The organism is Methanosarcina mazei S-6, from assembly GCF_000970205.1.
Classification (GTDB): domain Archaea; phylum Halobacteriota; class Methanosarcinia; order Methanosarcinales; family Methanosarcinaceae; genus Methanosarcina; species Methanosarcina mazei.
On the sequence record NZ_CP009512.1, the window covers coordinates 3,269,993 to 3,283,870 of the forward strand.

At 45.0% G+C, this 13,878-nt stretch carries 10 protein-coding genes and 2 pseudogenes; 11 read left to right on the forward strand and 1 reads right to left on the reverse strand.

Annotation, left to right across the window (positions count from 1 at the left end; genetic code table 11):
• Positions 1–438: 438 nt before the first annotated feature.
• Positions 439–1,674, reverse strand: a complete 1,236-nt coding sequence (gene hisS, locus MSMAS_RS13965; protein WP_011033993.1) for a histidine--tRNA ligase — start codon at positions 1,672–1,674, stop codon at positions 439–441.
• A 500-nt stretch (positions 1,675–2,174) separates the two neighbouring features.
• On the opposite strand from hisS, the gene cobD reads away from it, so the two are divergent.
• The 11 genes and pseudogenes from cobD (at position 2,175) to mttB (ending at position 13,866) form a co-directional block, all read left to right on the forward strand.
• The gene (gene cobD / locus MSMAS_RS13970) at positions 2,175–3,665 is read left to right on the forward strand and encodes a threonine-phosphate decarboxylase CobD (RefSeq protein ID WP_048040911.1); all 1,491 of its coding nucleotides are present in this window, start codon (positions 2,175–2,177) and stop codon (positions 3,663–3,665) included.
• Positions 3,662–4,648, forward strand: a complete 987-nt coding sequence (locus MSMAS_RS13975; protein WP_011033991.1) for a cobalamin biosynthesis protein — start codon at positions 3,662–3,664, stop codon at positions 4,646–4,648. The genes cobD and MSMAS_RS13975 overlap by 4 nt, the downstream gene beginning before the upstream one ends.
• 342 nt (positions 4,649–4,990) lie before the next feature.
• Entirely contained in the window at positions 4,991–5,533 is a 543-nt protein-coding gene (gene cobZ / locus MSMAS_RS13980) for an alpha-ribazole phosphatase CobZ (RefSeq protein WP_048040909.1), read from the forward strand.
• A gap of 17 nt (positions 5,534–5,550) precedes the next feature.
• Positions 5,551–6,393 carry an adenosylcobinamide-GDP ribazoletransferase gene (gene cobS, locus MSMAS_RS13985; protein WP_048043950.1) on the forward strand — a complete coding sequence of 281 codons (843 nt, stop codon included), beginning with the start codon at positions 5,551–5,553 and terminating at the stop codon, positions 6,391–6,393.
• Positions 6,378–6,989, forward strand: coding sequence for an NTP transferase domain-containing protein (locus MSMAS_RS13990; RefSeq protein WP_048040905.1), 612 nt, complete (start codon positions 6,378–6,380; stop codon positions 6,987–6,989). The genes cobS and MSMAS_RS13990 overlap by 16 nt, the downstream gene beginning before the upstream one ends.
• 45 nt (positions 6,990–7,034) lie before the next feature.
• Positions 7,035–7,742 carry an ABC transporter ATP-binding protein gene (locus MSMAS_RS13995; RefSeq protein ID WP_048046692.1) on the forward strand — a complete coding sequence of 236 codons (708 nt, stop codon included), beginning with the start codon at positions 7,035–7,037 and terminating at the stop codon, positions 7,740–7,742.
• 3 nt (positions 7,743–7,745) lie between these two features.
• Complete coding sequence (locus MSMAS_RS14000; RefSeq protein ID WP_011033986.1) at positions 7,746–8,708, forward strand: SufB/SufD family protein; 963 nt, start codon at positions 7,746–7,748, stop codon at positions 8,706–8,708.
• Between the two features lie 118 nt (positions 8,709–8,826).
• Entirely contained in the window at positions 8,827–9,189 is a 363-nt protein-coding gene (locus MSMAS_RS14005; RefSeq protein ID WP_011033985.1) for a hypothetical protein, read from the forward strand.
• Between the two features lie 502 nt (positions 9,190–9,691).
• The gene (gene mtbC / locus MSMAS_RS14010) at positions 9,692–10,342 is read left to right on the forward strand and encodes a dimethylamine corrinoid protein MtbC (protein ID WP_048039218.1); all 651 of its coding nucleotides are present in this window, start codon (positions 9,692–9,694) and stop codon (positions 10,340–10,342) included.
• 6 nt (positions 10,343–10,348) lie between these two features.
• Positions 10,349–11,755, forward strand: a pseudogene (gene mtbB, locus MSMAS_RS14015) ([dimethylamine--corrinoid protein] Co-methyltransferase).
• A gap of 623 nt (positions 11,756–12,378) precedes the next feature.
• A pseudogene (gene mttB, locus MSMAS_RS14025) lies at positions 12,379–13,866 on the forward strand ([trimethylamine--corrinoid protein] Co-methyltransferase).
• The last annotated feature ends 12 nt before the right edge of the window (positions 13,867–13,878 follow it).

The window sequence follows — 13,878 nt, forward strand, 5'->3', positions numbered from 1 at the left end:
CGGAGACAGAGACAGAAGAGATCAGCAGGAGTACAGCAAAAAGAATTCCTGTAACCGTGAGCCTGAAGGGAAGCCCACAAACTGCGGACTCCTCAGCTCCGATCTGACATGCTATCTGACATGCTAATACTCTCGCTTTTCCCGCTGTAATTCCCCCCCAGAAATCCGGATTGTAAAAAAACTAAGTAATTAATTATAACAAAAATTACACAGTTTGTATATAAAAAGATTACTTTTACTAGAAACAATGCGATTTGATAAATAAAATTTAGAGGAATAAGATATAGTTTACAAACTGATAGTATGTGAGAATAAAAAAATCTACGAGGAAAGAGAGAAGAGAAAAAATAAGAGAGTAGGAAGAGAAAAGAGAAAGGAGAGTGGAATGAAAAAAGGGAAAAAGAGAAAAGAAAATTATCGGTTTTAGAATTATCGGTTTTATTGCCCTGAAATTTTCTCAATAATCTCTTCCAGCGTCAAAAGCTCCTGTTCTCCGGAAACCATATCCCTGAGGGTCAGTTTTCCAGCTTCAAGTTCTTTTTCCCCTACAATTATCACATAGTCAGCATTGATGGTGTTTGCATAGGAGAGCTGTGCCTTAAAGTTGCGCTCCATAAGGTCTATCTGGACTGGCAGGTAGTTCCTCAATTCTGTCGCAACTTTTACAGCTTCCAGGTGAGTATCGGGTTTTGAGACCACCACAAGACTTTTCTGTGCAGGAGGTACGAGAGGGCAGATCTCCATTATCCTGTCAAAGCCGATTCCGAAGCCTGTAGAAGGCACATCTCCGCCCCCAAAAAGCTGGATAAGCTGGTAAGAGCCACCTCCACAGACCTGCTTCTGGGCGCCGAGGCCCTCAGCGTAGACTTCAAAAACCATGCCTGTATAATAATCAAGCCCGCGGGCAATTCCAAAGTCAAGAGAGTAATCGACTCCGTATGCATCAAGAAGCTTGAGGGTCTTCTCAAAGCTCACGAGCTCAGGAATGTTTCCGACTATTCCTTTTACTTCAGGGAGGATGTACCTGCCTTGGAGGTGTATAAGGCGGAAGAGGTCGGACTTCAACTGTTCTTCTGCCCCTATCTCATCAAGCAGAGCTTCAAGACCTGCATACTCTTTCTTGTCCACAAGCCTCATGACATTGCTTACGATCTCGGGTTCAAGCCCTTTCAAAAGCGTGCGGATCACTGCAAGGTTTCCGAGCTTCATGTCCCCCTTTATGCCCACTGCTTTCAGAAGAGCACTGGCAAGGGCAATAACCTCGGCATCGGAGTCGGATTTCCCGCTCCCTATGAGTTCGACCCCGAACTGCCAGAACTCTCTGAAGCGTCCTTTCTGGGGGCGTTCGTAGCGGAAACAATTCTCGAAGTAGAACAGTTTAAGAGGTTTGGGGAAAGGCTGGAGTTCATTAACGTAAAACCTCATCACAGGAGCCGTAAGCTCCGGCCTGAGGGTCATTTCCCTTCCCCCTTTATCCGTGAAGTTATAGAGCTCCCCTATAATTCCTTCCCCGGACTTAAGGGTAAAAAGGTCCAGATGTTCAAACGTGGGCGTAATGATTTCACTGTAGCCCCAATTGAGGACAACATTTCGCATAACGCTTTCCACGTACCTTCTCCGGGCAGTATCTGCGGGTAAAAAATCCCGGGTCCCTCTTGGCCTGTTGACTGACATTTTTTAATACACCTGGTACAATCGAATTTAGAGAAATATCAAATATGTATCAAATATAGAATTATTCTGAAAGAATATTCCGCTGAATACATGGAGTTTGTCTGGGCAAATAACTCTTGCATCCAGTAACTTTATACATTCCACAAAAGTATATAAACTCCTGTAAACAGCCTGTATACATGTAAGTGCAGGGATTTTTTCTGCTCATTACAGCTTTTCTGGATGGTAGTAAAAAGCAAGCTATTTTACTTTTTCGTTATTTATGCTTAACAAAGTGAAAATATGCGTACTATGCATATGATTGAGACTGGGAAACCGGCTGGAAAAGAACTTTAAAAAACAGATTAAATATAATTATTTTGTAAAATAAAGTAGAATGGATTCCATGAGAGAAAGTTTTCGCAATCAAATAACCATAAAGCAAATAAAGGCATGTTTGCACGAGCTAATATAATAAACAACTTAATATACAGGCTTCACGCTAAATATTTGCGATCAACGTGTCAGAGCAAAGAAGTGTACCTTTAAGGGAGCATCTGCTGGCCCTGAAGCCCTGCAGACATGGAGGGCTAATCCAGGAAACTTCGGAGACGTACGGGATCCCCGAAAACGAAATCCTCGACTTCAGTGCAAACTTTAACCCACTGGGAAGTCCCTTTGACTATCCGGAAAACGGGCTAAACTTTGAAGATATTATCAAGAAGAGTTGTGGAAAACTCCTGGAATACCCTGATAACAGGTATGTAGAGTTCAGGGAAGCTGCTGCAAGGTTTGTAGGACTTGGAGTAACACCGCAGAGCATTGTTCCTGGGAACGGTTCAACGGAAATAGTAAGGCTGGTAGTCGAATCCGTGATAGAAAAGGGAGATAAAGTCCTTTTACCCTGGCCTACTTTCGGAGAATACGAAATGCAGTGCCGGATCACAGGAGCTGAACCCGTATGTCCTTCACAGGAAGAAGTAAATACACTCCCTGATGAGGTGCTGGAAGAAGCAAAAATCCTTTTTATCTGTAATCCTAACAACCCCACAGGAAAACTCCGCACCAGGGAAGAACTTAAAGTCCTTGCGGAACGCTGCAGAGAACATAAGACCCTCCTCTATGTGGATGAAGCTTTCATAGAGCTTTCAGACCCTTCACAGAGTGTCGCAGACCTTCCTGCAGAAAATAATTATGTTTTTGTCATGCGTTCCCTTACAAAAGACTTTGCAATTCCCGGAATCAGAATGGGCTTCGGAATAGCTCCTCCGGCTATGGCTGATATACTTAACACAGCAAGGCTGTCCTGGAACCTGGGAGCTATTGCAAACAATACAGGAATTGCGCTTCTTAATATCGAAGGCGGAATTGACAGCCCTTACCTGAAAAAAGCAAGAGAAATGATACTCAAAGAAGGAGAAACCCTCAAAGCCAAAATCGACAGGATAAGGGGTTTTAAAGCCGGAGAAGTGAATGTTAACTTCATACTGGTTGATGTAAGCAAGTTCATGCTTAATTCAAGCGAACTAACTGCACGCCTTGCAGCACGAGGAGTCCTTGTCCGGGACTGTGTTTCTTTCCACGGCCTTGAAAAGAATTACATAAGGGTTGCAGTCAGGACAGAAAAAGAAAACGACAGGCTCATTGCTGCAATCGGGGACGTTATCACTGAATGGGGCAGAGAACAGGCAAAGAACGAACTGCAGCACGTAATCGAAAAAGCCAGTGAAGAAGGCATCGGAGGCAGAAAGACCTGCGAATACTATCCGTGCCATTTCGAAGGCCAGAACTGCACATTCTGCTTCTGTCCGTTTTACCCCTGTGAAAACGAAAAAACCGGAGGGAAATGGATACAGAGTTCAAGAGGAGGCAGGGTATGGAGTTGCGTTGACTGCCACCTTGTCCATAAAAAGGAGATAGCCCAGAAAATCCTTGACTGCCTTATGCACGAAGGGGATACTGACGAACTCGTAAAAGTAGCCTGGAAAGAAGTGATGGAGCCTATCTTATGATCATACCGGACAGCGGGCACCTCGCTCTGGTACTTCTGCTAGCTGCAGTCATAGACATAGTTTTCGGGGAACCTCCTGCTGCTGTCCACCCGGTCGTCTGGATAGGAAAACTGATCAGCTTTTTGAAAAATGCAGCCCCAAAAAACCACAGAAAACTTTACGGTACTGCAATGGCTCTCTTCTGCGTTTTATTTGCGTCATTGCTCGGGTATTCAGTCCTTTACATTGCAGCCCTCCCCGGAATTCCGGGATTTTTAGCCCTTCTTATAGAAGCTTATTTCCTCAAAGCTACCTTTGCAATCAACTGCCTTCTGAGCCCCGCGAGAGAGATTTATAAACACCTTGAGGAAAACAGGCTGGAAAAAGTAAGGGAACTGCTTCCCATTTACGTGAGCCGGAACACATCCAAACTGACAAAAAACCAGATGTCCTCGGCAGTTGTGGAATCAGTATCGGAAAATTATGTGGACGGCATATTGAGCCCGATATTTTATTATGCAGTCTTTGGGGAATACGGGCTTGTAGCAGCGTATGCATTTAAAGCCATAAGCACGCTGGACTCAATGGTAGGGTACAAAACCGAGCCCTATAAGGAACTGGGATACTTCTCAGCAAAATCCGATGACGTGCTGAACTGGATCCCTGCCCGGATCTCAGTTATCTTTATCCTTGCAGCAGCCTTTACAGTATCTTTATTCCCTAAAAAAGGAAGAAAAATCAATCCTTTTGACAGCGTAAAGACGGCACTCAAAGACGGAATGAAGACCCCCTCCCCCAATTCCGGTTATCCCATGGCTGCAACCGCCGGAGCCTTGGGAGTCAAACTTGAAAAACCCAACACTTATGTTCTGGGAGCCTCGTACCCACCCACCGAGATAAAAGATATAAAACGGGTGTCCCAATTAATAGCAATTGCTTCAGGCTTCTCACTCGTCGCTTTTGTGGCAGTGATCCGGATGGCGGGCATCTATCTTCACCCCTGAAAAATAGATTTACTCCAGATCATTTATTTTTGATCAATAAACGTAAATCCTCAATTACCCTATTAAAACCCGTTAATTCAACCCTTTATGCTGGAAGATATTAATTTAGAATCTCAGTCAACCTTGTAATCCGGAGTTTTATTCGCAGCCCGGGGCAGAGAAAGCTGAGTGTGCCCGGCAGGTGGTGCCGGGACATTTGTACTATCATATTTACCTGTACAGAAGCTTGAAACCAGGTTTAAGCCCGGATTTTTGTTTTAAGCTTAACTGTATTAAGAACAACCGTTTTAAGAATTTAAAAACCCCTGAAATAACCGTTTTGACAACCCCGGAGTGATCAGTTTGAAGTTATCAGATATTGAGGAAAGAGACCTTAAAAAAGGGCAGCCTGAAAATATAGAGGAAAAAGCTACCATTGATATCCTTGATGTCCTGGCTGAAGAAGGCATAAGTGTCCAGGACCTTGCAGATACAGCTCTCGAAATGTATGTCCCTCACCCTGGACTTGAGACAAGGGAAAAAGCTGAAGCTCTGTTTAAAAGAGAACTCAAATTCGCTCTTTCTGACCCCAATCTCTGCCTTTTGATTTACTCAGGGGTCCTGCTTGAGAGAGAGGGAAAAGCCGGAAACCTTCCTAACCTCAGCAAAAAGTCTTACGAAAAAGACCTGACGTTTATAATTGCGGACGAAGTGCTCGGCACAAGCATAGCAACCTACATCAGCGGCTCCAAAGGTGCATTCGAGTTCGTCAGGTACGATAAGCAAAAACCCGGGATTCTTGCAAACCTGGGACCTTTTATGGACGATGTCATAGGAGGCCTCATAGGAGGGGTGTCCTCCAATATGTATTCAAGAGGGATGGCAGAGTTTGAAAGAAAAGACTGAAAAACAGGCGGTACATAATGAATTCATATTTACTTGCATTTAAGTCAGGTTTTGGTTTTCTGTCCACGATCCCTGTAGGAATTACTATGGAAGGGATCGATGAACTCATGAAAAAGATTTTTTTTTACCCTGTAGTGGGAGCCGTTCTCGGGCTTTTAATAGGGATAGTTGCATATGCAGGACAGCTGGTATTTCCGGATCCTGTTCTGGCAGCTATTATTATGGGGTTCGTATATTACATCACAGGCTTTAACCACCTCGATGGAGTCACGGACATGGGAGACGGATTTATGGCCCATGGATCCCTTGAGAAAAAAGTCAAAGCCCTTAAAGACACAACCCTCGGGACAGGAGGGGTTGCTTTTGGCATACTTGTACTGCTTACCTTTTACGGCTCTATAAGGTCAGTCCAGGAAGAAGGAATTGCTGCATTTGGCTCTAATCTTCCGTTCCTGATGTTCGCATCCATGTTTATAGCGGAAGTCAGCGCCAAGCAGTCCATGTTAACAATTGCAGCTTTTGGAAAACCACTTCCACGGCCGAAGGAACAAACTTATCCTGGCCTCGGGGAGATGACAATAAACGGAGCAACCAGGAAAAATTTTCTTATAGGATTTATTTTCGGTGCGGTTGTATGCTGCCTGCCCTTTGGACTGATAGGGCTTATTCCATACCTGGCAGCATGCATCTCTGCTCTCGTACTCCTTAACAGGAGTTATGCACACTTTGGTGGCTTGAACGGTGACGGAATCGGTACAGCCAACGAGATTGGGAGGATAACTGCCCTGATTGTAATTGCAGTTACCCTTAAACTTTCATTAAATGGATACCTTGGAGGTTTAGAATGGACGCTATTGTAATGGCAGGAGGGTTCGGGCAGAGGCTTGGTATGGGGGAAAAGCCCTGCGTAGAATTGCTCGGAAAGCCGCTTATTACCTATGTAATAGATAACCTTAGAGCTTCAAAAAATATAGACCGGGTTTTCGTAGCGGTCTCGCCTGTTACCCCGAAAACCGAAATAATGATTCAGGAACGTTATAAGGGAGAGGTACAGGTAATCAGGACCTTCGGCGGAAACTATGTGGGAGACATGATTCACGCAGTAGAGACTTCAAATACTGCAGGCCCGGTAATGATCATTATGTCCGACCTGCCTCTGGTGAATCCTGCCCTTATTGATTCGGTGATAGAGAAATACAGGGAAGAAGGAAAACCTGCACTTTCCGTTTATGTCCCTATCAATGTCTGCAGAGGAACCGGGACCAGGCCTGATACAGTATTTAATAAGGACGGAAAACTCATCGTGCCTGCTGGAGTTAATATCCTTGACAGTTCTCAAATCAGGAACGAACAGGAAGACTTTAATCTCATACTTGATAATCCCAGACTAGCAATAAACGTAAATACCGTTAAAGACCTGCAGCGCTGCAAGGATTTACTGCAGTGCTCCAACTAAAATTTGCTAGAGGTGTCATAGATTCTATCCTTAAAAAACCTGATATTGATCCGCGATGGGAAAAAAATTCTTCGTGGTATTAACCTTGAGGTAGGTGACTGTGAAATCCACAGCATCATAGGCGCAAATGGTGCAGGAAAAAGTACACTTGCCTATACCCTGATGGGGCTCCAGGGTTATGAACACGAGGAGGGCAACATCATTTTTAACGGGGAAGATGTTGCAGCTCTCTCAATAACCGAACGTGCAAGAAAAGGTATAACCCTTGCCTGGCAGGAGCCAGCCCGCTTTGAAGGGCTGAAGGTCAGGGATTACCTTGCTATAGGGGCAAAAGGCAACGGCGGCATCACGGAAGAAGAGATAAAGGAAGCCCTCAGAAAAGTCGACCTGAAGCCCGAGAAATACCTTAACAGGGAAGTGGGCGAAGCGCTGAGCGGAGGCGAAAGGAAGCGTATAGAACTTGCCTCCATAATTACCATGAAGCCGAAACTTGCAATCCTTGATGAGCCGGACTCCGGGATTGACGTGGTCTCATTAAAAGAAATTGTTTCACTCATCCAGACTCTTAAAGAAAACGGCTCATCAGTGCTAGTTATTACACACAGGGAAGAAATAGCAGCAGCCTCAGATAAAGCGTCCCTGATGTGCGAAGGGGTCATCCTCAGGAGCGGAGACCCCCTGGAAATTAGCGAATTTTTCAAAAACAGATGTATACCCTGTGACAGCCGGGTATCTCCCACCAAGGTGGTCTGAAAAATGACTCCGATTACATTGAATACGCTTTCAAGAGAAGCAGAAGATATAACAGCAGCTTACACAGCAGCGGGAGGAGATGCTGCAGTCCTGCATAACCATGGGCTCTCGAGCCTTGTGGTAAGCGGAAATAAAGTGCTCAGCGCAAATGCGACTGAAGGCATAGTGCTTGAGAAAAAAGAGACCGAACACGGCGTGGACATTAAACTGACCATTAAAAAAGGTTATAAGATCCCCCTGCCTGTCCACCTCTGCTTCGGGCTGGTCCCAAAAGACGGGCTTCAGGAAATCAAAATGGACTTCGTAGCTGAAGAAGAATCCGCTGTCGAGCTTATAGCCCACTGCACCTTCCCCAATGCTGAAAAAGTTATCCACAAAATGGATGCCGAGATGATTATAGGAAAGAATGCAGCCCTGAAATACACAGAGACGCATTTCCACGGCCCTCACGGCGGGATTCAGGTTTTACCTAAAGCCCACATAACAATCGAAGAAGGAGGCAGCTATTACACGAATTTTTCCCTGGTCTCGGGCAGGGTAGGGTATCTGGAATTTGATTACAGCGTGGATGCAGAGAAAGACTCGATATGTGAAATGGTAACCAAAGTCTACGGAAAAGCGGACGATAAAATAAAGGTTCTGGAGAGAATCTCCCTTAACGGGGAAAATGCACGCAGTGTTATTAAAAGCCGTATTGCCATAACCGATAATGCAGAATCAGTTTTCAGAGGGATCACCGAAGGTCATGCCCCAAGAGCCCGCGGGCATGTCGACTGCATGGAAGTTATCCAGGGCAATGCTAAAGCCGAAGCTGTGCCAATTGTCCGTGTAGACAACCCTCTTGCCAAGGTCACACATGAAGCAGCTATTGGCTGTGTGGACAAAAAAGAAGTGGAAACTCTTATGGCACGCGGGCTTGAAGAGGACGATGCAATAGATATTATAGTAAAGGGAATGCTGGCCTGAATCTGCCACTTATTCCTTTTTTATTTCAACCGCTGCCCTGATAAGCAGATGTTTTTATTCATATGCAGCGAATTATCAGGGAAATTCAAAGATTTCTATAGGGATGGAGGTTGAAAGTTTGGGTGAAGTAGTAATTCTTGAGAAAAAATATTCGGAAAAAAACCTGCAGCTCATAACCGGGAAAAAAGACATATGTGTGCATACTGAGGATATCCCTGAAGAAATGTTGCTTTTAAGCGAAGTAATCGAAGATCCCAGAAAACTTCCTTACATGCTGGAAACCTTTCATACTGCGCAGATAAAAAATGAAAAAGCTTTTCATTTCGCCCTGCTCAGAGTCCAGGTAGATTCGGATATAAGGATGCACGAGGATATTCAGAAATACCAGCAGAGAAAGTATGTAGCCGAAACCCTTGAGAAACTGCTCTACGGGGAACTTATGCTTTCAGTAGGAGAAAACTCAGGGATAGATGATGACTGAGATGTTCTCAGTCAAAGATCATTTATTTAACTAATTTTTCATCTTCTGTACCTGCTGCCGGTCAATTAACAGCCTGAAACACTTTTTCATGCTTGAAACACTTTTTCATATTAGTGCTTATCAGGGACTGTGGCAAGAACTGGCATACCTGCATCCGCATCAGTATACTTTCGCCTTTTATTTTCTATTTTATACATCATGAGCTTCACAGAAATCTCATATTTCAGTCCGGAAAATTCCTGACGTTTGAGAAATATGGGATAGATTTAATAATTTCTATCGGATAGTAATATCTAATTAAAAAACATTAAATAAAATGTCTTGATGGAAAAAAGATACTTGACAGATTTTCGCAGGATTACCTCGGAGAGGAGTGCTATAAAAATATCCCGGATATCGGTTTTTCTGAAAAAGTGTTTTATTTTTATACAGTGAGTAAGGAATTTTCTGGGCGTGAAGCATTTATCCTGTTTTTAAATATGACTTGAAATGGGGGTTGAGAATGACAAGCAAAGAGGAGTTACTTCAGGAGCTTTCGGAAGCAATAATCTCCTGCAAAAAGGATGCAGTGCTCGCTGCAGTTGAAAAAGCAAAGCAGGTTATGGAGCCTGCGGAAATAATCGAAAATGGGCTTGCTGCCGGCATGAACCAGGTGGGAGTTTTATTTGAGAGAGGAAAACTCTTCCTGCCGCATGTGATGATGGCAGCCGATGCAATGACTGCCGGGGTCAAAGTCCTTGAGGCGGATATGCCTGCAGGGACAGAGACAAAGAAACTTGGAGTCATTGTAAATGGGACAGTTGAAGGAGACGTTCATGATATAGGGAAATCAATCGTCTCAACAATGCTGCAGTCTGCAGGCTTTGAAGTCCACGACATAGGCAGGGACGTTCCCATAAAGAACTTTGTCGAGAAAGCAAAAGAAGTTAATGCAAACATGATAGGGATCTCCGCGCTTATGACCACAACTCTGCAGGGCCAGAGAGAGGTTATTGAACTTCTTAAAGAAGAAGGCATGAGGGAGAAGGTGAAAGTGATGGTTGGCGGTGCCCCTGCAACCCAGGCGTGGGCTGACAAGATAGGTGCGGACTGCTACGCTGAGAATGCAAGCGAAGCTGTAGCAAAGGCAAAAGAACTGCTTGTGGGGAAGTGAAAAGAAATGGCAACTGAATATGCTTTGAGAATGGGAGACGGAAAGAGGGTTTTCCTTGCCAGGGAAAAAATTATGGAGGAGATTGAGGCAGGTACTGCAAATGCTGCAGATCTTGGTGAGATCCCTGCCCTCAGTGCTGATGAAATGAATAAGCTTGCAGAAATCCTTATGATGCCCGGCAAAGCCGTCAGTGTCGAGCATGGTATGGAAATCCCTGTGACTCATGACATCGGTACAATCCGGCTTGACGGTGACCAGGGCAACAGCGGTGTGGGGATCCCTTCCAGCCGTCTTGTCGGGTGCATGATGCACGAAAGGGCATTTGGCGCTGACACAATGGAACTCGGCCACATTGACTACAGTTTCAAGCCGGTAAAACCAGTTGTTGCAAACGAGTGCCAGGCAATGGAAGTCTGCCAGCAGAACATGATCATTCCGCTCTTTTACGGTGCAATGCCGAACATGGGGCTGTACTACACTCCTGACGGACCTTTCGAAAACCCCGGCGACCTCATGAAGGCTTTCAAGATCCAGGAAGCCTGGGACTCCATGGAGCACGCAGCCGAGCACCTTACAAGGGATACGATCTGGATAATGCAGAAGCTCTTTGCTTCAGGCGCAGACGGCGTTAACTTTGACACAACTGCTGCCGCAGGGGATGGAGATTTCTATGGGACTCTTCACGCAATTGAGGCTCTGAGAAAAGAGTTCCCTGAGATGTACATCGAAGCCGGAATGGCAGGCGAGATGGTGCTTGGAATGCATGGAAACCTTCAGTATGATGGAGTTACCCTTGCAGGGCTCTGGCCACACCAGCAGGCTCCACTTGTTGCGAAAGCGGGTGCAAATGTTTTCGGGCCTGTTGTCAATACAAACACAAGCAAGACCTCTCCATGGAACCTTGCACGCGCAGTAACTTTCATAAAAGAAGCTGTAAAAGTGTCTTCCCTGCCCTGCCATGTTGACATGGGTATGGGAGTAGGCGGGATACCAATGCTTGAAACTCCTCCGATTGATGCAGTTACAAGGGCAAGCAAGGCAATGGTTGAGATTGCAGGAGTAGACGGCATATAGATCGGGGTCGGCGACCCTCTGGGTATGCCGATCTCCCACATAATGGCTTCAGGTATGACAGGAATGAGAGCAGCAGGAGACCTTGTTGCAAGGATGCAGTTCTCAAAGAACATGAAGATTAAAGAGGCAAAGGAGTACGTGGCAAAGAAGCTTAATGTAGAAATCAGGGACCTTGCGGATGAATACATTATGCGTGAACTCCGTGAAGAACTAAATATAGGAGTTATTACCTCGGTTCCGGGATCTGCAAAGGGAATTGCTGCAAAAATGAATATTGAGAAGCTGCTTGGTATTAAGATTAACTCATGTGAACTCTTTAGAAAACAGACCGGAAAATAACCCAGAGGTCAAGAACAAAAAGGAAAGTATGGAAAAAAACCGGAAGTAACCCGGGTCAGGAAAAAGGAAAGGCTAGAAAGGTAGCAAAAAGCGGGGAAAGTAGGGAGAAAAAAGAATTATCAGGAAAATATATATAGAAAAATATTCAAAATAAAATAAGCAGAATAGTATAAAATATATTGTAAAAAAGTAATCCTTGGGGGCATACCAGAAAAAAGATGATATTAAGAGGAAAGACTAAAAAATTTTCCCGGAATTAAAAAAGAAATAACTGAAGTATAAATAAGTATCAAGAAAAAAGCAGCAGAGGCACAAAAACAGATAGCTTCTGGAGCGAAAAGCGGGGAGAAGTACAGGCTTTAAGAAAATGGGGGAAAGTACTGGACTTTATTTTTTTCAGATTTTGCCTGTTTAACCGAAAACAGGAATTGAAAATCTGAAGTTTATTTTTTGATTTATTTTATGTCTATTTACATGAAAAACCTTCATTTCATGTAAAAAGTACTCTTTTCTTCATAGTCTCTGCACCCTGAATCGAAGATAAAAGAATTTGCCCTGAGTAAGACAAACTCAGCTGATGAGAGGAAGCAAACCGGAAATATTCAGGAAAAAGGAGATAGAGAATGGCGCAAAATAATGCAGTTGCAGGATTCAACGCACTTAATGGCGTAGAATTAAGCCTTTTTACTACCGATGAACTCAAAGCAATTCACTATGCCACAATGGAAGTTCTGATGAACCCGGGTGTTCAGGTATCGGACCCTGAAGCAAGGCAGATCTTCAAAGAAAATGGCTGTGAAGTTGACGAAAAAACCAGTATTGTAAAGATCCCCGAATACCTTGTAAGGAGAGCCCTTCAGCTTGCGCCTTCAAGGTTCGTTCTCTGGGGCAGGGACAAAAAGTACAACACTGTCCAGGAAGCAGGAGGCAAGGTACACTGGACCTGCTTCGGTACCGGTGTTAAGATGTGTAAGTACCAGGACGGAAAATACGTAACTGTTGACTCCGTGGAACAGGACATTGCAGACATCGCAAAGCTCTGCGACTGGGCAGAAAATATCGATTACTTCTCACTTCCGGTATCCGCAAGGGACTGGGCTGGGAAGGGCGCACAGGACGTCCATGAAACCCTTACCCCTATAGCAAATACTGCAAAACACTACCACCACATTGACCCTGTAGGGGAACATGTCGATTACTACCGGGACATTGTAAAAGCCTATTACGGCGGCGATGAAGAAGAAGCAAGGAAAAAGCCTATCTTTTCCATGCTGCTCTGCCCTACAAGCCCGCTTGAACTCAGCGTCAATGCCTGCCAGGTCATAATCAGGGGTGCACGCTTCGGAATGCCTGTGAATGTCCTGAGCATGGCAATGTCAGGCGGATCGTCCCCTGTGTACCTTGCAGGGACCCTTGTGACCCATAATGCCGAAGTCCTTTCAGGAATTGTTCTTGCCCAGCTGACAGTGCCCGGAGCTAAAGTCTGGTACGGAAGCTCAACAACCACTTTTGACCTGAAGAAAGGCACTGCCCCTGTAGGATCTCCAGAACTCGGCTTGATAAGTGCTGCTGTAGCAAAACTTGCCCAGTTCTATGGCCTGCCTTCCTATGTTGCAGGCACCTAGTCTGATGCCAAGATCCCGGACAACCAGGCAGGACACGAAAAGACAATGACATGTCTCCTCCCGGCGCTTGCCGGAGCAAATACCATCTACGGAGCCGGGATGCTTGAGCTTGGGATGACTTTCTCAATGGAACAGCTCGTCATTGACAACGACATTATCAAAATGGTTAAGAAAGCAATGCAGGGAATTCCAGTTTCCCCTGAAACCCTTGCAGTCGAATCTATCCAGAAAGTAGGAATAGGAAACAATTTCCTCGCCCTTAAGCAGACAAGGATGCTTGTAGATTACCCGTCAAGTCCCATGCTCATCGACAGGCGCATGTTCGGAGACTGGGCAGCATCCGGGTCAAAAGACCTTGCAGCCGTGGCAAACGAAAAGGTCCAGGATATCCTGAAAAACCATCAGGTGCCACCAGTAGATGCGGATATCCTCAAGGACATGCAGGCGATTGTGGATAAAGCTGACAGAGCATTCAAAGAGGGATAAGAGCAGGGAGGA